The organism is Shewanella sp. VB17 (assembly GCF_013248905.1).
GTDB lineage: Bacteria > Pseudomonadota > Gammaproteobacteria > Enterobacterales > Shewanellaceae > Shewanella.
On sequence record NZ_JABRVS010000001.1, the window covers coordinates 653,722 to 678,405 of the forward strand.

General features: G+C 47.5%; 7 protein-coding genes. 5 read left to right on the plus strand and 2 right to left on the minus strand.

What is annotated here, in order from left to right; all coding sequences use genetic code 11:
• Window positions 1–167: 167 nt before the first annotated feature.
• The 5 genes from HQQ94_RS02845 (at window position 168) to HQQ94_RS02865 (ending at window position 21,669) form a co-directional block, all read left to right on the plus strand.
• Window positions 168–11,393: an SDR family NAD(P)-dependent oxidoreductase gene (locus HQQ94_RS02845; RefSeq protein WP_173292992.1), complete on the plus strand. Its 11,226-nt coding sequence runs from the start codon at window positions 168–170 to the stop codon at window positions 11,391–11,393.
• Window positions 11,386–18,732, plus strand: a complete 7,347-nt coding sequence (locus tag HQQ94_RS02850) for a type I polyketide synthase (protein ID WP_173292993.1) — start codon at window positions 11,386–11,388, stop codon at window positions 18,730–18,732. Before HQQ94_RS02845 ends, HQQ94_RS02850 begins: the two co-directional genes overlap by 8 nt.
• Window positions 18,733–18,838: 106 nt before the next feature.
• The gene (locus HQQ94_RS02855) at window positions 18,839–19,897 is read left to right on the plus strand and encodes an NADH:flavin oxidoreductase/NADH oxidase (RefSeq protein ID WP_173292994.1); all 1,059 of its coding nucleotides are present in this window, start codon (window positions 18,839–18,841) and stop codon (window positions 19,895–19,897) included.
• Between the two features lie 63 nt (window positions 19,898–19,960).
• On the plus strand, window positions 19,961–20,791 hold the full coding sequence (locus tag HQQ94_RS02860; protein WP_173292995.1) for a sugar phosphate isomerase/epimerase: 831 nt from the start codon (window positions 19,961–19,963) through the stop codon (window positions 20,789–20,791).
• A complete protein-coding gene (locus HQQ94_RS02865) occupies window positions 20,788–21,669 on the plus strand; it encodes a shikimate dehydrogenase (protein ID WP_173292996.1) in 882 nt (293 codons plus the stop codon). Before HQQ94_RS02860 ends, HQQ94_RS02865 begins: the two co-directional genes overlap by 4 nt.
• A gap of 427 nt (window positions 21,670–22,096) precedes the next feature.
• On the opposite strand, the gene HQQ94_RS02870 is transcribed toward HQQ94_RS02865, so the two are convergent.
• Window positions 22,097–23,137, minus strand: coding sequence for an NADPH:quinone oxidoreductase family protein (locus HQQ94_RS02870; protein ID WP_173292997.1), 1,041 nt, complete (start codon window positions 23,135–23,137; stop codon window positions 22,097–22,099).
• A gap of 42 nt (window positions 23,138–23,179) precedes the next feature.
• Complete coding sequence (locus tag HQQ94_RS02875) at window positions 23,180–24,673, minus strand: condensation domain-containing protein (RefSeq protein ID WP_173292998.1); 1,494 nt, start codon at window positions 24,671–24,673, stop codon at window positions 23,180–23,182.
• Window positions 24,674–24,684: the final 11 nt, after the last annotated feature.

Here is a 24,684-nt window from a genome sequence, read left to right on the forward strand (position 1 = left end):
AGCTATGACATATCCTTGCTTGATAGCAATCCCGTCCCAGCTAAGGGACGATATGATAAAAATCCAAGGAAACCACTTCACTGGTGTTTATAAGCGCAATGAATCTGTGGTTATTTTCGCTATAACGCGCCTTATTCCTAGTGCACAGTATTCTAAGGAGCACTGAGTTGAACAATTCTGAGAAAAATAAGCAAGGTACAAATACTCACAAGGATTTGCTGAAAAGTTCGATTTTGAAAATCCAAGAAAAAGATCGACGCATCCGTGAGCTTGAAGGTGAGCGCGAAGAACCTATTGCAGTTATTGGTATGTCGTGCCGTTTTCCGGGAGCCCCGGATCCTGAAGCATTTTGGCAGCTGATCAAAAATGGCGATGATGCGGTTACCATCATGTCAGATCAGCGATGGGATATGAAAGAGTATTTTTCTGCAGTTGCTGCGGAGCCAGGAAAGATTAATACTCGGCATTTTGGCTTGCTTGACGCTGTTGATCAGTTTGATCCAGCGGCCTTCGGTATTTCTGAAGTAGAAGCGCCCTATATAGATCCTCAGCATCGACTGTTGCTTGAACAGGCATGGTTTTGTTTTGAGCGTGCAGGTTTGGATATTGCTGCTGTAAAAGGAACAGATGCGGGTGTTTTTATTGGGCAGATGAATAATGACTATACCCGCTTGCTTAAAAGCACTATGGATCTAAATGCCTATGTAGGGCAAGGCAACGCGCTGAGTGCGGCTGCCGGTCGCTTGTCCTATGCGTTTGGCTTAACGGGTCCGAGTATGTCAGTAGATACCGCCTGTTCATCGTCATTGGTGACTGTACATCTGGCATGCCAAAGTTTACGGATGGGGGAGTGCTCAATGGCGCTGGCGGGAGGAGTGAACCTGCTGTTGAGTCCGGAAGCTGCAATTGGCGCTTCTGTTGCCAACATGCTGTCGGCGACTGGGCGCTGTAATACTTTTGGTGATGGTGCCGATGGTTATGTACGCTCTGAAGGCTGTGGCATGGTATTACTGAAAACTTTAGCGCAGGCAGAAGCCGACGGGGACAGGATATTGGCTGTGATTCGTGGTTCGGCTGTCAATCAGGATGGGCGCAGTCACGGCCTAAATGCACCCAATGGACCTGCACAAATGGAAGTGATGCGCCGTGCGCTTGCCCATGCACGAGTGACGCCTGCCCAAGTTGCTTATTTGGAGACTCACGGCACCGGAACTTCGCTGGGTGATCCGGTGGAAGTGCAGGCGATAGATGCTGTTTACGGGCGGGCGAAAGACCGCTCTGAGACACTGACTTTGGGCGCTGTCAAAGCCAATATTGGTCATTGTGAATCTGCTGCTGGGGTTGCCGGCTTGATTAAACTCGTGCTGTTATTGCAGCATGATGTATTGCCGCCGATCACACACTTGGATAAGTTAAATCCGCACTTAGATGATCTGAGTGAGCATTTAGTCTTTCCCCGAAAGCAAGGGCAAAGCTGGAACAGTCAACAGCCCCGCATAGCGGCATTGAGCTCCTTTGGTTACACAGGTACCAATGCTCACTTGGTAATGGCTAGGCATGTAAGTACAGTGAAAACCGAAGTTGATGATTCATTTGTTATTGAGGATTATCCGTTTTATTTTTCCGCCCACAGCGCAGCTTCCCTGCGTGATCAGCTGCTCCTGCTTGCTGAACATCTCAAGTCTAGACCGGATATTTCACTGCGACATTTAGCCGCTACGGTGAATCGTACCCAGAATACTTTCGCCTATCGTTTTGGGATTGGGGTCCGTACTCATGATGAGTTGCTATCATATCTGTTATCAGGGGCTGAGAGTGAATTTATTGAGTTACCATTGAAACCGGCAGTGGTACTGTGTTTTGGTTGTTCGCCGCTAACCTCTTTTACATTTTCTGATGTGTTTGCCGATGCATCATGGTCTGCCCGCTATCTGAAATTACAGAAAGAGCTTGAGCAGATAACTGGGCTGTCTTTAGAAGCATTAAGTGGCTCTGAGGATTACCCAGTGTTAAGGCAGATGGTCACACAGCTACTGAGTGCTGAAAAGTTGATTGCCGAAGGGCTGCTTTCTCAGCAAGTTCAGGCGCAGGGGACGGGCATTGTCGCTGCGTTAGTTTTTGCCGGTGTACTAGGTTTTGAGCAAGCCGTGCGCCTGTGTTTTTCACTGGATCAGTCATCTGATGACGGTTTAGCAAAAGCTGAATGGCAAGCGTTGATGGATAGTTTAGATTTGGCCGAAGCTCTGCGTCAGGTGTCAGTTAGTGCTAATGGGGCTAAAGCCAGATTCTGGTTGGAATGGCCTAATAACCGCGTTGGTGATGCAAAAATCATCTTGGATGAAATGTTAACTAAGGTCGACGATAGGCCACTTATTGATTGGCCATTACAGCAGGGCGAATTGGCTATTGAACTGACGCAATTGAAGGTGCTTACTGAGACTTCAGTGATAGCAGGAACCATTGAAAGTGACGAAAAAAATGTTGATCCTTGGCTTGGTTTGGCTGTTGCATTATTTAACCTGGGCTGGTCACTGATCTCAAAAGCAGGCAATAAGGGGGTTAAAGATGATGTTTATCCTTTACCTGATTACGCCTTTGACCGCCGTAGTTATTGGTTACCCGAGCAAGTCACTGCACGAGTGTCCTCATTACCGTTGATGTTTTCGCCTGTACGTCATGGTGTTTTTACCACAGAATTAACTGAGCCCAATGGCAGCAGTCTTTTTGCCGGTGAATTGTCTTTGGCACGGCTTCCTTTTTTGCGGGATCACCTTGTTGCGGGAAAGATAATGGTACCTGCGAGTCTTTATTTTGACATGATCGCAGAGGTTTGCTCCGGACCAAGTGGTGCGCCTGCCCGGATAAAGGACATGCAAATTCTGCAAGCATGCATACTGGATATAAAGCCTGTGGCTGTGTATTGCCGGGTAAGCGGTACTGATACGGCGACGGCAACGGTGGACATTTACACGAAAGATGCTGACAAAGATACCTGGTGTAAACACGTTAGTGCTAGTGTCGAACTCTATGCCGAGCTGGCATTGCAAACATATACACTGACAGCTGATCGCAAAATGTGTCCACAATCTGTAGCGGTTGATAAGCACTTAGCTAAGGCCCTGCAAGCTGGTATTGAGTATGGTGAATCTTTTCAGGCTATCAGTAAGTTGTTTCGTGGAGTGGGAGTTGCCCTTGCTAAAATCGAATGGCCAGCTTCGCTGCCTTCTCAATGGTCTGGCCGCGGTTTGCATCCGGTAATATTAGATGCCTGTTTTCAAGTGATTAGTGCTGCTATTGCTGATACAGGTAATGAGGATGATATCCCGCCATTGTTTGTTCCTACAAAAATTCAGGGTTTAGAGGATACGGGTCATCGTCCTAGGGAATTGTGGTGTTTTGTACGTATTCAGGGGCCTAATCCCCATTGGGAGAGCGATGCGGAACTGCATGATTATTTACGTGAACGAGAACAGTTTGCGGTGTCTTTGCACGCCTACGATGAACAGGGACGAGAGGTCATTACCATTGAGCGCTTTGAGGCATCGCGTTATCAACCGAGTCTTGCCGCGCCAGTTTGGGCAGATTGGTTATTGGAAAAACATTGGCTTGTATTGCCCTCTTTAGTCAGTGCTTTAACCATAACCGCGGATGATTTATGGACACAGGCTCGGCCACATGTCGAGGCCGCGCAATATGTGATGGATGCTGCCGTGTTAGAGGATCTTGATGCACTGAGTGGGCATTATATTCGCGCAGCATTTTCGCAATTAGGGCTGGCACTCGAGGAAGGGTTAATCCTGGACGATGTGATGCAACACCAGGACGTTCAGCCGGGTTATCGTCGTCTGGTACAGCGACTACTTTTCCTCAATTGTCAGTTACCAGTTACAGAGCTCTCGGCCAGGACTCTTGAGTCCCGGCTGCGAATAAAGTTAGCTACACAAACGAGCGAGTTAGATTTACTGGTGCGCTGTGGTGAAGCATTAGCTGATGTGCTCTGTGGAAAAACCAAAGCAGTTGACTTGCTGTTTGTCGAAGATAAATCTAAGGACGCAGGAGCTGTCTACCAAGACAGCGCCGGTAGCTTGGCATTAAATGATCGAATTGCGGCAATGGTGGCACAGGCCGTTACTTCTCTGCCGCAAGGGCGTCGGTTACGTGTTCTTGAGGTCGGGGCGGGCACAGGTGCTACAACTCGACAGGTATTAAAACAGGTGGAGGGGCTAGCGGTTGACTATGTTTTTACCGACTTGTCGGAGCATTTTTTAACCCGGGCTAAGGATAAATTTCACCACAGCGAGGCAATAGATTACCAGATTTTCGATCTTCAGCTCGATCCGCATTCACAGGGATTCACCGCGGGACAGTTTGATCTTATTATTGCTGTGAATGTTCTCCATGCGACCTCTGATCTGGCGCGAACCCTAAATCATTTATCGCTATGCTTGGCTGACGGAGGCATCTTATTGCTGCGAGAATTGACGCAGCCATTGGCTTGGCTTGACTTGAGTTTTGGTCTGACCGCAGGCTGGTGGAATTTCACCGATCTGGATTTGCGTCAAGAGAGCCCGCTGCTGGAGAGCTCCGCATGGGAAAAGTTGTTAAAAGAATGCGGCTTCGAATCGGCTTTGGCGACTGATGAACCTGAGCGTACAGAGAGTATTTTTGTGGCTAAAAAAGTCGCTCAATGTAGAGCTCAGATACCCCCCGAGCCTAAAGGCTGCTATCTGGTGTTGGCTGATGAAGATATCGGTGTTGAAATGCAATGGCTTACGCCATTAAAGAAAGACCTTGAAATGCGTGGGCAGTCACTGGTGATGATCTCATCAGATGATGCACTTCATCATGGGCATTTACAGCACAGTGATGACTTTAGTGCGCTTTTTGCTGAAATTGAAAAAACGAATGGCGCTATCACAGGTATCGTTTATGCGTGGTCTTTGCGTCCGGCAGATCTGATCGCAGAGACACTCTTAGAAGCCGCAGAGCTGTATTTAAAATATCCATTGCTGCTTTGTCAGGCCCTTTTACATTCCCGTTGGCGGCATTTATGCCCGAGTTTTTTAACGGCTGGCGCACAGCCCTTGGCGGATAAGGTAACACAGCCAATGCAAGCCATGCTGTGGGGTCATGTCTTTGCTTATATTAATGAGAATGGCACCTTTGCACGCTTGATAGATCTTGACCCATCGACTGTGGTTGGTGATATTTTGTGTGAAGCACTGGCACAAACAGAAGAATGTCAGATCGTGATACGTGATGGACAGATGTGCGCCGCACGATTGCGACGTGCATCTTTGTCTGTGCTTGATACCGCGACGGCTCACTCACAGATAGTGGCTCACGGTAGTTATCTGATCACTGGCGGTTTTGGTGATCTGGGTTTACAGACCGCAAAAACGCTGGCAGCGCAGGGGGCTAAACACCTTATTTTAATTGGCCGTTTTGTGCGAAGAGACGCGGAGCCAATACTCAATGAATTACGGGATCAAGGTGTTCAGGTGTTACCTGTTTATGTTGATGTCAGTGATGAAGCGCTTTTACATGCAGCCTTAAAAGAAGTACTGGCTGAGTTACCCCCCTTACGTGGGGTCGTGCATTCAGTAGGAGTACTTGAAGATGGCGTGATTGAGCAGCAGAGCTGGGAACGGTATATGCGGGTTTTACAGCCAAAAGTATTTGGTGCAATACATTTGTATCGCTCGGTGATTGACTGCGACCTCGATTTCTTTGTTATTTATTCCTCTGCATCAGCGATAATGGGCAATCCGGGTCAAGCTAATCATGCTGCAGCTAATGCTTTTTTGGATGCTTTTTCCTGGTATTTGCGGGGATTGCAGCTCCCGGGTCTGTCGATTGGCTGGGGGGCATGGTCGGATATCGGGGCTGCAGCCGCACTTGATATGACGGCGCGCTTAAGTGAAAGCGATTCTGTAGCTGGTACCATAGATCCTAAACAGGGAATCGCTGTGATTGAACAGCAGTTTGCGTGCGAAAATGTGCAGTTTGCGGTATTGCCTTTGCAACATAGCCAATCTCTTGATGCCGATCATTTACCTCAGGTACAACGGTTATTGGTAGAGCTGCTGGATGAGGCCGGAACTGTTATTAAGTCCCCGTTGAAAGAGAGTAACAAAGTAGACAAACCAGCGGCTGAGGATTTTCTACAAGGTTTGCAGCAGGTGAGTGTTCCAGAGCGCAAACGCCAGATAGAAGCGTATTTGCAAACCACTCTGGTTAAATTGTTAAAATATTCAGGGACAATTGAAGCAAATGTCAGCCTGTTTGATCACGGCTTAGATTCTCTGTTGGTGATCGATCTGCGGGGATTGCTGGAACGGCGTTTTACGCAAAAATTTGAGTCGACCTTATTATACGATTATCCCAGTATTGCTGAACTGACTGGATTTCTGCTTAAGTGCTTACCTGCTAATCATAAGGCGGCAACATCTGCACCTGTTACTGCTCCTTTACCAACTCACAGCAGCGAAGAAGAAGCTGACTGTGCCATCGCTGTGGTAGGGATGTCATGTCGTTTCCCAGGAGGGGCCAATTCACCTCAGCAGTTTTGGGAGCTGTTGAAGGAAGGCGTGGATGCGGTGAAAGCTGTTCCTGCTGATCGTTGGGATCATGCAAAGTATTACGATCCGGATCGGACTAAATCAGGCAAGATTTATGTTGCTGAAGGCTGTTTTGTCGATCAGGTGGATCAGTTTTGTCCGGAGCGCTTTGCAATTTCGGGTATCGAAGCTGAATTAATGGATCCACAGCAACGAATGTTACTGGATGTTAGCTATGAGGCGTTAGAGAGCGCCGGGCTGGATCCTATGGCACTGACTGGCTCTGAAACCGGTGTTTTTGTTGGAGTTATGACGCAAGATTATCTGCAACTGACCCAACATGTTCGTGAGCATGCGTTTTATGTGGGGACAGGGTCGGCCAATAGCATTGTCGCCGGGCGTATTTCCCATGTGTTTGGTTTAATGGGGCCGTCAATGACCTTAGATACCGCGTGTTCCTCTTCGCTGGTGTCGGTGCAATTAGCTTGTACAAATCTTCGTACTGGCGCATGTGATATGGCGCTGGCTGGTGGTGTAAGTTTGCAGTTGTCTCCTGAGCCACTGATGATTGAATGTGCGGGCGGTATGCTTTCACCAAATGGTCGTTGTCGTACCTTTGACGCCAATGCGGATGGCTTTGTCCGTGGTGAAGGCTGTGGTGTAGTGGTACTGAAACGATTAGCTGATGCCGAGAAAGATGGCGATCCTATTATAGGTATTATACGTGGCGCTGCTGTCACACATGATGGCCGTGCAGGTGGTCTAACGGTTCCTAATGGTTTGTCGCAACAAAGGGTATTGGAAAAAGCATTACAGGATGCAGCGGTCTCTCCAGCGGAAATATCCTACATTGAGGCTCATGGGACAGGTACACACCTGGGGGACCCTATGGAGTTAAATGCTTTACAGGCTGTGTTTGGGGGGGCACACAGTGAAACCTCTCTTTATGTCGGTTCGGTGAAAACTAATATTGGTCATGCCGAAGCTGCGGCGGGGATTGCCGGATTGATCAAGGTTTTGCTATGTCTGCAGCACGGTAAATTGGTGCCCCATTTGCACTTTGAACTGCCTAATCCTAATTTTGACTGGCAGCAAAGTGGGATTGAGGTGATAGATAAATTACGTGAATGGGCATCAACTCAGCCCCGTCGGGCAGGGGTAAGTTCTTTTGGTTTGAGTGGTACTAATGCTCACTTGGTGGTGGAAGAGTATGAGGCAGTAGAATTACCTCAAGATATTGCCGATGATTTCGTGCCCCTGGCTGTATTATCGCATATCAATCGTGAGCAATTGCAGCATGATGCCAGTCGTTATTTACAGGCGTTAACTGAGGTTCCTATGCCGGTAGTTGATGTGGCTTATACCTTTTGTGCATCGCGTGCCGGACAGTCTGTTCAGGCTATTCTTCCCGCTGCGTCAATGTCTGAGTTGATCGAGGGGTTGCAGGCATTGGCAAAAGGCAAGATCCGGATCAGCGAGAAAAACGTGGTACAGCCTCAATTGGTCTGGCGCTTAGCCGTTGCACAAGTACCAGAGTGGCGAGAGCAAATAGCTGGTTATTATCAGCAATTTTCAGCATTTAGGCAGGTGATTGATGATTGCGCAGAGGCACTTGGTGCCCGCGGCTTTGACATTAGCTCGCCAGATGTTTTATGTGCTAGTGAGTGTCTTGATATACCTGAGTCCCTCCATTATGCCATATTAGGGCTGGCTTATGGTCGGTTGTTATTATCGCTGGGCGTAGCCCCTGAACAGCTTTATGCACAGGGACTTATGTTGTTACCTGCTGCAGCCTTAAGTGGCGCTGCGAGTATTGATAATATGTTGGCAGGTTTGCTTGCTACAAATGAAAGTGAATTGCAAGCGGCATTGTCGGCTGTGGACTTTTCCAATAGTGAACTGCCGATCGTCTTTATAGCTGATACTCATATCCCTGCGGGTTTTAATCAGGCTTGCAGTGTTGCATGTGACAAGCCCTATAGCAGGGACTCGCAAACGGATACGAATGCTGAAAGTGAAATGGTTTTGGAGCTGTTATTAGGTTTGGTAGATGTGCCGGGTGTGCGGCCTTGTAGTGCGCTTCATCAAGTATTGACCGCTCTATCTCATCAGGGGCAAAAAATTAACTGGCAGAATTATTTTGCTTTTTCCAAGCCTCGTAAAGTGCAGCTTCCCAGTAGTCTTTTCCCTGCCCGGCGTTATTGGGTGTCAGAGCAGGCGCTTAAGGTACAGACAATACCTTCGTTGATCACTCATGATATTACGTCGGCAGGAGATGGACGTCGTTATGTTGAGTTTGATTTAGATGTCGACCAACAATCTTTTCTGGGGGAGCATTGTCTGGACAGCACTAACATATTTCCTGCTGCGGGGAGCTTAGCTTTAGCGGTGCATGCTTTGGCGTCAACCCGTGGGATATCTATTAATGGTGTGAGATTTTTACGGCCTCTGAAATTTGAACAGCAGTTATTAGTGCAGCTGGAAGTCTTCGCCGATGGTCGTGCTCAGCTGTATTCCCGTGAGTCGGCGACACAAGCATGGCAAAGCTTTACTGCCATTGATTCGCTCACTGTGACTCAAGCTACAGCTGAAGGGGGAATCAATGTCGATGAGCTATTGGCAACACTGCGTATTATCCGCGATAAGGCCACTTTCACTGTGGATAAGGAGACTTTTTATAGCGATTACATCCCGAAAGAACTTGGTCTGCAGGACACTTATCGCCGTATTGAGGGGATGTGGCGTGAAGGTCAAAGTGCGGTGGCTAAAATACGTACCCTGTCGGCAGATTTTATTATTGCTCCCCAAGTCTTAGATGCGTGTTTACAATCGGTGAATGTGCTTGGTGATATTCTGGGGGGGGCAGGCGGACTTTTCCTTCCTTATGGCATAGGGCGGGTCACGCTTAATGCTTGGCCAGGAGGTTTATATTTCTGGTGTTTGGCACAATATCTCCCCGATGAGAGTAGTGCAGATGAACTGGTGTACGACATCTCTATTATCGATGAAAATGAACAGTTATGTGGACGCTTTGAGCAGGTTAGCTTCAGAAAAGTGACTCAGTCTTCATCGTTGCTATCTACTGAACTCGATCAGGTTTTATTGCGCCAGGTGAGCTGGCAAGCTTCGACATTACCGGGTGTTGAAGCGGTTAATGCTTTGTCAGATGTTTTGTTAGTTGGTCGTAAAAACCCTTCACAGCAACAGATACAAGCGAATTTTCAAGGCCGTATGCATCAGGTTTGGTGTGATGATATTGCTGAAAATGCTCAGCAGAAAATACAAGCGGTATTTGACAGCCATAGGGATGCGCAGGCTTTGATCTATACCGAACTTTTAGATGTGATGGATGCTGATACAGTGCTACCTGCCAATTGGAGCGAAGGTGCAGGTGATGTACTTTGGTGTCTGGCACAATGGTTGATTGCTGCCAGTGAGCAAAATTTACCTGTGATAGTGTTAACGCAATTTTCGCAAAATGTTGACAGTGAAAACGCCCCATCTTCGGGAGCGACCTTTGCTGCTGCAGCCTTGGTACAAACCGTGACTCAGGAGTTTCCATCATTACATGTGGTATTGGTAGATGTTGATGAATGTGTTACAGGCGTCTCGGGAGTGCCTGTCTGGTTGGCTGAAGCCGTCAGTGAAAAGGCAGAGTCTGTTGTGGCCTACCGTCAGGGCCAGCGTTACCTGAGAAAGCTTGAGATAGCCCTCCATTGGCAAGAAACTACCGAGAGTGATGTGATTTCTACAATTCGCACTGATCGCACTTATGTTATTTCTGGAGGTCTGGGGGAGCTTGGATTGCTTAGCGCCGAAAGGCTTGTCGCAGAGGGAGCAAAAGCACTAGCGTTATTGACTCGCTCAGCGCGTCCTGAGACCGATGCTCGGGTAGCTGCGTTACGGGCATTGGGCTGTCAGGTACAGGTGCTGTATGGCGATGTCAGTCATTTAGGCCACCTGCGTGAGCAGATGGATATTATTGCTCGCGAGATGCCACCAGTTGCTGGAATCCTCCATGCCGCAGGCACTTTATCTAATGCGCTGTTAAAGCAGCAAAGTGAAACAGGCTGGCAATCAGTATTATCAGCCAAGGTGCAGGGGGCGCTGAACTTGTACGAACTTAGCCAGCCAATGTCATTGGATTTCTTTGTGTTATTTTCATCCATTGCTTCGATTGGTGGCTCGGTGGGGCAGGCGAACTATGTTGTGGCGAATGCTTTGCTGGATTACCTTGCCCGACGTTGGGCCCATCAAGGTATTCCAGCAATGAGTATTAACTGGGGGGCGTGGGAAAATACGGGAATGGCAGGGCAGGCTGAGGCCAGGGGTGTTGCATTTCAGCAGCGGTTAACGTCTGAGCAGGCATTGACATCCTTGAGCCTGTTATTACGTCAGCCTATGGCGCAGGTTGTTTGCTATCGAGATGATGAGGAAGATGTCGTATCGAGTGAGATAGAGCAAGGAGGGACTGTACTGGACAGCGACTTTTATGAACTCACTGCAGATGAGCAAAGCGTCTTGGTTGTTCAAGTTATCCATAACGCTTTAATGGATTTTCTCAAGATTGAGGCGAGTCAGGTGTTAGACGAACGTCCATTCTTTGATTTTGGCATGGATTCAATCACGGCGGTGGATTTCAGCTATCGCATCAGCAAGGAGTTCGCACTGGAGCTTCATGTAGATACCATTTTTGACTATCCCAGTGTGATTACGCTGGCAGAGCATATTTTACAGTTGCTGCGTCTTGACGAGCAGGTTCAGCCACAGGAAGAGAGCATGTCTATCGATGATATTTCTAAAATGCTCGAACTGGAACTGGAAAATGACTAATTATAAGAATCAAGGGAATAGAACAATGCAAGACACCAAGCCATTACTGACAAAAAGTTTAAATGAAATAAAACGGTTAAAGGCTGCTAATCAGCAACTAGAACAAGCGCGTAGAGAGCCTATAGCCATTGTTGGGGTGGGTTGCCGTTATCCGGGAGGGATAGGGTCGCTGGAACAGCTCTGGCAGGCCTTAGAAGAAGGGCGTGACTGTATTTCACAAATGGATGATCAGCGCTGGCCAATGCGTCGATTTCTCACTGATGATCCGTACAAGAAAGGAGGGATATACAGTGATGCCATGGGCTTGCTTAAAGGGATTGATCGTTTTGACCCTACTCAGTTTGGTTTGACTCATGAGGAAGCCAAACATATCGATCCGCAGCACCGATTATTGATGGAACTGGTTTGGGAAACCATCGAGGATGCGGGTTATGCAGTGAATAGCTTTATTGGCAGCCGAACGGGTGTATATGTAGGGCTGATGAGCGATGATTATGGCCAGTTACAAGGCCCGCTGGAAGCTGCAAATTATTACATAGGTGCAGGAACTTCCCGTAGTTGTGCCGCTGGACGGCTGGCTTATACCTATGGTTTGGAAGGTCCGGCGATCACACTAGATACGGCGTGTTCATCTTCGCTGGTTAGCGTACATTTGGCTGTGCAGGCCTTGCGCCAAGGAGAGTGTGATAGTGCTATCGCCGGTGGCGCTAATCTTATTTTGTCTCCTCAGGGCAGTGTGGTGGCATGTCGCTCCCAGATGTTATCTCCTTCCGGTCATTGTCATACTTTTGATGCCAATGCTGACGGATATGTTCGTTCTGAAGGTTGTGGCACTGTGCTGTTAAAACGTCTTAGTAGTGCATTGGAAGATGGGGATCAGATTTACGCATTGATCCGCGGAACAGCGGTCAACCATGATGGCCGGAGCCAAGGATTAACCGCACCTAGTGGTCAAGCGCAACGGCGTGTGATCGCTGCTGCTTTAGCTGATGCTGGTGTGGCACCAGAGGCTGTTGATTTTGTAGAATGCCATGGCACAGGTACTGCTTTGGGGGATCCTATCGAAGTGCGCGCGATTGAGGCGAGTTATCTAAAAGGGGCTCACGCTAAAGGCACAAAAGCGGATGATGGACAAAAGAATAATATTAAGGCTCACAAGCCGCTTATTATCGGAGCCTTAAAATCCAATCTTGGCCATATGGAAGCTGCCGCTGGTATTGGTGGTTTGCATAAAGCGATACAGGTTGTGCGTCAACGAAAGGTCCCCCAAAATATTAATTTCAACACCCTGAATCCACAAATTAAAGTGGATTTGAATACCTTGTGCATTGCAGGCGAAACCATGCCGTTGGAGGATGAGGGATCGCTCTATGCGGGGGTGAGTTCATTTGGTTTCAGTGGTACAAATGCTCATGTCATTATCGAGTCTTATCAAGGGGAGTCTGACATTGAATCCGAAGGAGAAGGCGGGATTTTCCGCCTTGCCGCTCATTCAGGTGCTGCGCTGAGTGAGTATAGCCGACGTTATTTGGAATTACTGGATCGTGATACTTCAATAGATTTGCAAACTTTGTGTCGTACGGCCGCTATAGGTCGAGATGAAGGTGATTTTCGTTTTGCATTCTCGGTGAATGACAGAGAAGATCTACGTGCTTGTCTTGAAGAATATAATGATGTGATGGCGGGTGACGAAATATGTTCGGTGACGAAGTCTTTTCCTTGTCTCTGGGTGATCGGTGGTCAGCCAAATGTTGATTGGATGCTGGCACGTCATTTGTACAATAGCCGCAGTGTCTACCGTACGGCAATAGAGGATGCTTATGAGCATTTGCAGGCATCGGGACATCCACATAAGCTGAATGATTTCCAGCGTCTGCTTGATGGCATAGATCAAACTACAGCAGTGTTACCCCATGCGCTACATAGGTGGGCACTGGCTAAGTCACTTCTTCATATGGGATTATCCCCGAGCCGTATTGTTGGAGTTGGTGTTGGAGAATACATTGCAGCGAGTATCGCAGGTTTAGTTAACTGGAAAGACTTAATGACGATTCTCACCTCGGGTGAGGTGCGGCCAGATATCTCTCTTGGACGAAAACTGTATGAGTTTGTCAGTACAGCAGGAAAAGATGCGCTTTTACCTCAAGCATGGCTTGATCATCGCTCTATGCTCGATGAAGCGGAGATAGGCTCACTGACCGCTGACTTTAGTGAAGGTTGTGATGCGGATGAATTTTGTGAAATTGTTTTGACGCATGGCTTGTCGTTGCAAATGACGGATGCACCTGAGGAACGGGTATTCTTATGGGTGCATGGTCAAACTAATCGTGATCCAGCATTGCATTTTGAAAGCTTTTTGGCTCAGTGTTATATGGCAGGATACAAGCTCCGTTGGGAGCGGGTATTTGAAGATCAGCCAGTGCGGAGAATTAGTCTGCCAAGTTATCCTTTCCAGCGGCAAAGAGTATGGACACAGTGGGGCTATTCGTTTGATGAAAGTTTACCATCTACGGTTGGCAGGCCCGGCATTGAGACTCAACAACACCCGGCGCCAGTCATACATGGGGAGGAGAGTATTGCCCACCCAGTATTGCACCGGGTATTTGTTTGTCCATCCGGGATCCGTAATTTCTCAGGTGAGTTGTCGTTATTAACTATGCCGTATTTGTCTGCACATGTTGTGCTGGGTGAAATGGTATTGCCGGCCAGTTTGTTTGTCGACATGATTATGGCTGCGGGGCAATGGTGTTGGCCTGATCAAGCATTGTTAGTTGATGATCTTCAATTACTGCATAAACGAGTATTAACTGATGAGCCTATTGATATGTATTGCCATGTCAATCCAGCTGACGGGACTGTGGCTGTCTACAGTAAAACGCGCGAGTTGGATAAGTGGCAGCAGAATGTGCGTGCCCGCTTAAGCAGTTGCCCACAGAAATCTGAGTTACGACCTGAAATGGCATTAGAAGCTTATCAGGCGAAGTGTGATGAGGCGCTGTCAATACGTCATTTTTATCAGGGAATGGCATTGGCAGGCCTTAGTTATGGTGAGCATTTTCAGGGAGTCTTTCAAATATATCGTGGTCCAGATTGTGCTCTGGCCAAAATTGCACTACCGCCAACGATGGATCAGTCTCTGCAAGGCTTTTTAGCCCACCCCATACTATTGGATGCTTGTTTACAAACGATCTCAGCGGCATCCAGACCGAATGTTAGTCAGGGGGTCTTTGTGCCATCGCAGATAAGTGGTGTTCGACTCTATAAACCTTTACCTGAAATTATCTGGTGTTTGGTGGATGTTACGGCGCTGGATTCATCTACATCGAAGGGCAGCAGTTATGCTTCACTGACACTGTTAAATTCACAGGGTGAGTGTGTCATGAGTATTGATAGATTTGAGACCTCTCGTTATGAAGAGTCACCGGTAGCAGCGTCTGAGCCCCATAGCAAATGGATATATGAGAAGCATTGGCAGCTGGATGAAATAAAAATTAGTGAGAACAATGTACCACTAAGCAATCAACAAGGCTCGGATGATGCACAGCCGCACTGGCTACTGTTCTCTGATCAAGGGGCTGTGTGCGATGCGCTGGAAAGCGAATTAACCACTCGCGGAGATCGAGTATCTGTGGTGTGTCTGGATAATCCTATGCAGGTTCACCGTCATAAAGTGTCCTTGCATGGATTATTAGATCTAAATGAGATGTTCAATGCTGTTGAGGAAGGTGTACAAGCAGTGACTGGGGTCATCTATGGATGGTCCCTAGATGGTTTCGATCTACTCAGTGGTGAATCTTATAGCGACAAATTGGCACAGTACGCTAAATATCCGTTGTGGTTATGTCAGGCCGTGTTGACACCGCAGCGGCGGAAAATGGCGTTGAGCTTTCTAACTTGTGGCAGTCAACCTGTCGTCCAAGAGACTGTTACACAACCCCTTGCATCCTTGCTTTGGGGGCATGTTACCAGCTTCGTTAACGAAAATGGTGTCTATGCAATCCTGATTGATTTGGACTCTTCATCAGGCAATATCAATAATGAAGTGGGGCTGTTAGTGCAGACGCTTGAAGAGCGGAGCGAGTGCCAGTTTGGATTACGTGGCGGCTGTCGCTATGTGCCCCGTATGCAAACAAGTAATCTTGATGTACCACGTGAAGTTGGTATTGATGCATCGGGCTGTTATTTAATTTCAGGAGGTTTTGGAGCCCTAGGTCTGGAAACGGCTAAAACACTTGTGGAGCAGGGGGCTCGCCACCTTATTCTGGTAGGGAGACGGGCTGGAGCAGATGAAAACCGGACCGCTGTGCAGGCATTAGAAGATATGGGAGCACATATTTATCCTTTGGCTGGTGATATTGCCGATGAAGATGATTTTACCACCAGGTTGTCAGCGCGATTGCAGGGGTTACCACAGCTCAAAGGGATTGTTCATTCTGCAGGTGTTTTAGCCGATGGTGTTGTTGCCCAACAAGGTTGGGAGAGTTACTTGAAAGTATTTGCAGCTAAAGTTTCCGGGACTCTTACGTTATATCGTGCTGTACGCGAACAACCTTTAGACTTCTTTGTGCTTTATTCATCAGCAGCGTCGATATTGGGTAATCCCGGCCAGGCCAATTACGCCGCCGCCAATGCCTTTCTTGATAGTTTTGCCTGGTATTTAAAGGGGAAAGGACTACATGGAATATCGGTAAACTGGGCAGGATGGTCCCAGATTGGTGTGGCAGCCAGTCTTGAGCAAGCTTCCGTTGAAGGGAAAGCAAGGTTACTGGATTTCATCTCTCCAGAACAAGGGGCTAAGATCATTGCGCAGCAGTTTTCCAGCTCGCATAGCCAATTTGCAGTCTTGCCTCTTAATCGGGGAATCTCATTAGATGGAGATAAATCCCCCTATTTGAGGCAGCTGTTGTGTGAGGTGTTGGATAACCCGCATAGCGGAGCGCAAGCAAAACTTATGGTATCGCCTTCACCGACAGAGCAGGTGCCCGTTATCAGTGTGCTGGCAAATTTAGGGCAAGTTACAGGTGAGGAACGACGTGCACGATTGAAGCTATATATAAATAGTGTCCTGCGGGCAACCTTAAAGCGCGATGATACCCTTGATGATCGCGCCAGCCTGTTTGACCTTGGCTTAGATTCTTTGTTGGGAATCGATTTAAGGTTAGAGATGGAAAAGGATTTGGGCTGTGTGCTGGCATCTACTTTATTTCATGATTATTCCACCATTGAAACACTCACTGATTATTTTCTGGATAGTATTGTAGGTGGTGGTGAGGCGCTGGAAGAAAGTGATCTTAGCTTGCCAGAGAGCCCGTTAGCGCAGATAGATCAAGCCTCGTTGGATGATGTTGAAGCTGATATCGCTTCAACAGGTGATGTTATTCATCGGTTATCCGCTACTGAAAATCTGGCGGTAAAGTCTATAGCCTTGACTAATAAAGCAAGTCAACAAAGGGAAGTTAAGGATACTGATATTGCCATCATTGGTTTATCGGGTCGTTATCCTGATGCGCCTGATCTGCAAACATTTTGGGATAATTTGCGGGAAGGGCACGATGCCATTACTCAAATTCCAGCAGATCGTTGGCACCATGATGCTTATTTCGATCCCCGTAAACCTATGCCTGGTAAAAGTTACAGCGCATGGGGGGGGTTTATTGATGGTGTAGATCAGTTTGATCCTGAATTCTTTAATATTCCCCTACGTATGGCGGCTTACATGGATCCGAAAGAGCGTCTCTTTCTGGAAACCGTCTGGAATTTACTTGAAGAGTCTGCTTATACACGAGAAAAGTTGAAACAAGATCATGGCTCTAAGGTGGGCGTTTTCGTCGGTGCTATGTACCAGTTGTACGGAGCTTTTGCTGGCGATATTCATGAGCAGGCTGCGACGGCACTGTCTTCATATAATGCCATTGCTCACCGAGCGTCTTATTTTTTCAATCTGCAGGGGCCTAGTGTAGCGGTCGATACCATGTGTTCTTCGTCGTTGACCTCAATTCATCTCGCCTGTCAGAGTTTGTATAACGGTGATTGTGAGATGGCGATTGCTGGTGGTATTAATCTTTCCCTTCATCCTATTAAGTATGTGGGCTTAAGCCAGGCACAGATTGTTGGCAGTCATTCAGGTAGCCGCAGTTTCAGTGATGGTGATGGATTTCTTCCTTCTGAGGGGGTTGGTGCTGTGTTACTCAAGCCTTTACGAAGTGCACTGGAAGCGGGAGATAGGATCGAAGCGGTGATCAAAGCATCGACGATTAATCACGGAGGACGTTCAACCGGATTCTATGCACCGAATATAGAGGCTCAGGTACAGCTGATGGAGGATAATTTTAATCGGGCAAATATTGATCCTGCGAGCATTCAGTATGTGGAAGCAGCTGCCAATGGTACAAGTCTTGGCGATGCCGTTGAATTTAAAGCGTTGAACAAAGTGTTTAGCAATGCCGGTGTTGCAGGGGCAAGTTGCCCTATTGGCACTGTGAAATCCAATATTGGCCATGCTGAAGCTGCTTCTGGTATGGCACAGCTAGCTAAAGTGATCTTGCAGCTGAAACATCAAACGTTTGTGCCGACGATAAAAGCTGAGCCAGCTAATCCCAATGTGCAATTCGCGGGGTCGCCATTTTATCTGCTAGATAGCTGTCAGCCTTGGTTGCAGCCAGAGCAAGGGGCTAGACGTGCCACTGTTAGTTCGTTCGGTGCCGGCGGCGCTAATGCTCATCTTATTATTGAAGAGTTTGTTGGCGTTGATAGTGCTCTTGATAAAGCAAGTTCAGCAGTAATACCAGGAGATGACATCATCGTACTTTCTGCTCGTACGCAGCCACAGTTACAGGATGTAGTAAGCCGTTTGCTGACGTATCTGGATACCGATAATACCCGTACTGCTGCTGTTGATGTCCAGCGGATATGGTTATCGAATATTGCCCACACATTGCAAACTGGACGGGAAGAGATGGATTGCCGGTTGTCATTAGTGGTTAGCAGTATCGAAGAGTTACGTCAGGGGCTTTTACTGTATTTGAATATAGGAGCTGCTTCGGTCAGTGACAAGCAAGCTGTAGTGATGCAGACGGGCAATATACAGGAGCAACTTGAACTTAGAAACTTGCTGTCAGGAAAAGCTGGTGAAATGATGGCGCAGACATTGGTTGCTGAAAGACAGTTGGAAAAGCTGGCGTTGCATTGGGTTCAGGGTGGCCGGGTGGCGTGGAAAGCGCTACGTCAGGATCAACCTGTGCAATACGTTAGCCTGCCAACATACCCCTTTTCCCGCGCGCGTTACTGGCTTTCTGGCGGTGAGATTGCTAATGACTTGCAATTGGTAGCTAAAGAGTAACAAGAAGAGTGTGATGGTCACAAAGAGCTGAGTGGCGTTGATGTATAACCATCGCGGCAGGATCTCACTTTGATAAGTGTAAGTTTTTTCAGTAAGGAGTTTTAAAATGTCACTGTTTTCGCCATTTAAGCTTGGTAATGTCACCTTGCGTAATCGTATTGCGGTTTCACCTATGTGTATGTATTCCGCGAAAGATGGCATGCCTGATGATTGGCATTTGGTGCATTTGGGGAGTAGGGCCATAGGTGGAGCTGGCTTGATTTTCACAGAAGCTACGGCGGTATCACCAGAAGGGCGGATTACCCGTGGTTGTACTGGTTTGTGGAATGAGCAGCAACAATCAGCATGGTCGCGGATTGTTGATTTTCTACATGTTCAGGGGACGGTGTCGGGTATACAGCTGGCACATGCGGGACGTAAGGCCAGTACCGATTTGCCATGGTTGGGTGGACGCCCGGTTTCTGCAACGTCAGGAGGCTGGACGCCTTTTGCTCCCAGCCCACTGGCGTTTAACCAAGGATACAGCACTCCCATTGCCCTAGATGAGGCTGGGATAGAAAAAGTTATTGAAGATTTTGCCGGCGCAAGCCGACGTGCTCGAGCAGCGGGTTTTAAGGTTATTGAAATTCATGCTGCACACGGATACTTATTTCACGAGTTTCTTTCACCATTGTCGAATCAAAGGGAAGATAACTATGGCGGCTCACTGGAGAATCGTGCCCGTTTGTTACGTGCTGTGGTTAGCGTTATCCGTGAAGAGTGGCCGCGACCTTTACCTTTGGTTGTTCGTTTATCGGCCACAGATTGGGCGCCGGGTGGTTGGGACATTGATGAATGTGTTCAGTTGGCTCGCTGGCTAAAAGAAGATGGTGTTGACATGATAGATACCTCTACTGGGCTGAATATCGCTACAGCAAAAATACCTTTTGAGGCTGAATATCAAGTCCCGTTTGCTGCGCGTATACGGCGCGATGCCAATATTACCACGGGTGCCGTGGGCATGATCACTCCTGGAGAACAGGCCGAAAAGATTATTGAACGCGGTGATGCGGATATTGTGCTGTTTGCAAGGGAATCATTGCGTGACCCATACTTTCCGTTTCGCGCTGCGGCTGAGTGCGGTGCAGACATTGAGGTACCTGAGCAGTATTTACGAGCATGGTAGGCCACAGAAGGATGACTTCAATATGATAAATAACAATTTTTTAGCTTATTAAGAGTATATATTATGAATATCATTACCCAGCCTAAGCTGGCACTTGCTCATCTATCGGTCTTGGATGTGCCGCCATTGGAATTGGTCAGTCTGGCTGCCAATATTGGTTATTCTTCGATTGGTTTGCGGCTTTACCCTGCTTTTCATGGTTCTGTATTTTATGAATTACCAGTAGGGTCAAAGGTATGTCAACAGATGCAACAGCGTTTGAAAGATGAGGAGGTTACTGTCAATGACATAGAGTTTATTGGTATTGGTGAACATTTTAATGTCTCTCAATTACAAGGTTTGCTGGAGACTGCCAGTGCCCTGGGGGCACAACGTTTAAATGTCTGCGGGGATGATCCTGATCGTGCGCGGCTAACTGATAATTTTGCTCATCTGTGTGAGCTTGCTAAATCTTACGGACTGCGTGTTGAGTTGGAGTATATGGCTTGGCGAGCGGTAAAACATTTCGATGATGCACTCGAAGTGGTTGTGGCGGCAGATCAAACTAACGGGGGAGTGCTGATTGATGCACTCCATCTGTTTCGTACCGGTGGTTCACCTCAAGATGTTCATCGGGCGCCTCCTGGTGCTATCAGTTTTGTGCAGTTGTGTGATGCAGTCGCGCAGGTGCCGGATACGCCCGAAACTTTGTTGCTGGAGGCGCGCTCTGGTCGTCTTGCACCTGGCTGTGGCATGCTGCCACTCAATGAATTACTGGCGGAGCTGGATGATAAAGCAGTTCTGTCTCTTGAAGTCCCTACAAATGGTGATTTAAGTGCCGAAAAACACGCTGAAAACATTTTTAAAGCGACACAGAAAATGATGGCAGCTATTAAAGCCCCGGTGTGTCTATGAGTGAGCTTTGTTATGACTCGATTTTAACCGCTGAAAAGGATGATACCTCCCTCTGTCGCTTAGGGCTGATAGGTGCTGGCATCGCTAAATCCTTATCGCCGATGCTGTATCAGGCGGAAGCTGCTGCACAGAATATTCAATGCCAGTATAGCTTATTCGATCTCGATGACCCGATAACGGCTACTTTGGCTGAATTGCTCGATATGGCACAAGAGCAGCAGTTTAAAGGCCTTAATATCACCATTCCCTGTAAGCAGGAGGTTATACCTCTGCTACATGAGCTCAGTCCGGAGGCCAGAGCGATAGGGGCCGTCAATACTGTATGCTTTCATAATAATCGACGCATCGGTTATAACACCGATGCCAAGGGTTTTCGAGAATGCTTTGAAAGATATCTAAGCGGTGTTGGACTGAGTCGTGTGTTGCAATTTGGGGCTGGTGGCGTGGGAGCTGCAACAGCATTTACGCTGCTGCAGCTTGGTGTGCAGCAACTGACGATTGTTGATGTGGTGCAAAAGCAAGCTTTGCAGTTGGCAGACAGACTCCAGCATCATTTCCCTGATCGGAATATTCGCCTGAGTTTGACTCCTAAAGAGGATATGGCTCAGGCTGTGGGTATTGTTAATGCAACGCCTATCGGTACACTTAGGTATCCAGGAACAGTTATGCCATTGAGTTTCTTGCGCGCAGACATGTGGGTGGCGGATGTGGTGTATTCTCCGGCTGAAACGGCTTTATTGCATGCTGCACGGGCAATGGGATGTCAGACTTTGGATGGTGTTAATATGTTAGTCTATCAGGCGGTAAGGGCTTTTGAACTTTTTACGGGCAGCAGTGCCGATGTGACACGTATGCTGAGGAATTTTAAACAGTTATAAAGTGATTCAGTTTACAGTGTCATTTTTATGCGCTGCATGCAGCAAGCCATGCAGCACATAATGTTATACCAATTGCATTAAATATATGACCAATTCAGAGGCTCTCAAACTTTTCAATTCAAGGCGCATTGATGAAAGAATGGTTGTTCCCTTGTGAGTCAATGCAAAGCAGAAGTGGAATGTTTGAGAGTCTTCCATAGGACGGGTTTCAAAGCCCTGCATGCTGTGTTGAATGATGTTGATATACGACTGTATGGATACAGGAGGTAGGGCGAAGCAGGAAGCCAGAGCCGAGAATAACTATTAGCTTCAATCATCCGCAAGCCACATGGATGTGGCGAATGTCTGTATTGCAGGAGCAAATACAACCCTTGCCTTCAGGGCTTTGAACTCCCGCTGAATGAACAATTACTTAATGCAATTGGTATTATTCCTCTATTGTCATGATGGCAACTTCAGGAATGGCACTTTCCATGGTGACTACAACCTTTCCCATAGCAAGGCGTTTTTCCAGTCGAGATATGGCTTCATCGGCTTTAGCTAAAGGAAAACGCTCGGAGATAAACGGTTTAATTTTACCTTGCTGGCAAAGTGCTATTAGCTCGTGAACATTGTTGCGATTGGCTTGAGCCTCCTGGCTGGCAAATGCCCCCCAAAGTACCCCCATCACCTGACATGCTTTTAGTAAAACCAAGTTGAAAGGTATTTTGGGAATTCCTGCGGTAAACCCTATCACTAGGTAACGTCCATTATGGGCAATACTACGCAGTGCTGGCTCGGTATAATCACCGCCAACGGGATCAAATATGACATTGGGACCTGTATTACCACACACAGTTTTAAGCTGGTGTTTAAAATGTTTGGCTGCATTCTTGTCTAGCGGGTCACGCGAGCAGATGACACCCGCACTAGCACCATGGCGAAGCGCCAGGTCTAGCTTTTCCTGAGAAGATGCTACAGCCACAACCTGAGCGCCCATCACCTTTCCCAGCTCAACTGCCGCAAGCCCGACACCTCCGCCAGCTCCAAGCACAAGCAGTGTTTCTCCTCGATTTAATTGTGCCAGATTTTTTAGTGCGTAATATGTTGTGCCATAGGTTAGCAGTAGTGCTGATGCTTCTTCAAAAGGTAGCCCCGGGGGGATGATATAGCAGTCATTTTCAGGAATATTTACTTGCTCTGCCATACCTCCTTTATTGCCTGTTGCGCCGAATACTTGATCGCCAACTTTTAAACTTTTTACCTGAGATCCCACAGCATCTACAATGCCGGCCATTTCGGAACCAGGGATAAAGGGCCGTTGCGGCTTGTCCTGATAATGGTCTTTGATAATAAGAACATCAGGGTAATTGACTGCACAGGATCTGACTTTTACTCGCACTTCGTGAGGTGCGGGAGCCGGGGACGGAATATCACGCAGTTCTAGGGTATCCGGGCCACCGGGGATTGTGCTTAATAAGGCTTTCATTGTGTTCTCCTGTGATTTAAGTCTCGGTTGAGTAATATTTCATTAGAGCAGAAATTCTGCCACCGTATCGAAGAATGTATCGAGCAATGTCTGTTGTTCATCAGAGGTCAATTGCTTGTCATTTAACTCAAGGGACACTTGCAAAAAATCGCCGTAGTCCAGTAAGCGCAAGTAGATAGAGGGAAGTAAAATAGGCCATAATTCACCGGACGAACGCGTCACTTTTGGGGGCCATAAGGAGTCCGTTTGCTGGCTGGCTGCGCCGGGCTGACGAATAGAGAACATATTGATAGTTGTGGCTACGTGTCTCGGATCCTCTATCCCCTCTCCTTCTCCATGGAGTGGATGTCGAAGGAGCGTGGGTAACCTGAGTGTGAGTGAACTGTGGTACTCAACTTCATTAGATTTTAACATTGCATTAAAATTAATCTTCTCGGGTACGGATATCTCAACCAGATCACTGCATACCAGGTAGCCAATAATAGGAGCTAGGGCGGGTGTGATCCGCAGGTCACCAATACATCTGACCGGGAAACGGTCAATACCGGACCAGCGTGCCAGGGTAATACCAAAAGCGGTGAGTAGGACATTATAAAGAGATGTCTTTTGTTCAATAGCATAGGTGTTTATTTTACGCAGTACCTTGTTGTCGAATGAAAATTGGTAGTCAATCTTTACGCCTGGGCACCAGCTGAGTACCTGTTTACTCTCAGGAGCCACTAACGCTGATTGTTGCTGTAAACGTTGGGCCCAATAATCCAGTATTGGCTGGCGTTTTGCCTCGCTGAGGTATGTTCGCTCCCATGCCGCATAATCGGTGAATTGTACGGCGGGTGGCAGAGAAACCGGGGGCTCGCTTGATATCAGCTTATCTAGCTCGGCGATAATCAGCATTAATGAAGCTGCATCGACAATAATATGGTGAAAAACAAACAACAGCAGGAAATTATTTGCTGAAATGCTGATTATTTTGGCTCGAATGAGCCACTTTCCATCAAGTGGTAGCTGTTCCTCTGAAAAAGCTGCCGCGAGTTTCTTTAATTCACTATCATCTTCTATATTCGAGTTGACAGGTTTATAGCTTACCTGTTCAATTGGAAATGTTTCGGGTGGATTAAGGACAACTTGCAAGTGACCTTGTTGCTCTTTAAATGAGGTGCGTAGAGTGTCGTGCCGGGTAATAAGTTGTTGGATAGCGGCTTCAAGGCGATTATAGCTGGTGTTCTGATATAGTTTGACCATAGGCAATCTTTCCTGATTTAACTGCCTTTGCGGTAGGCCATACCAGTTCCACCAAATTTCCTGTAGAACGGACGGTATCAAACTCGTCGACTTTTCGAGTTTAACCGATTTTTTTAGCCCTGCTGCCTGAGCGGACAAGTAAGCCATAATAGCTTCACGGTGCGTACTCAAAATCTCCCGGTTTGTAGGTGTGAGTGCACCCTTAGGTGCACGATAAGTCAGTGCACCATCAGCCAGGCTAAGGGCTATGCCCTTGCTCTGAAAATCTGCAAGTAATAAGGGAATGGTTTGCATTAGTATGCGCT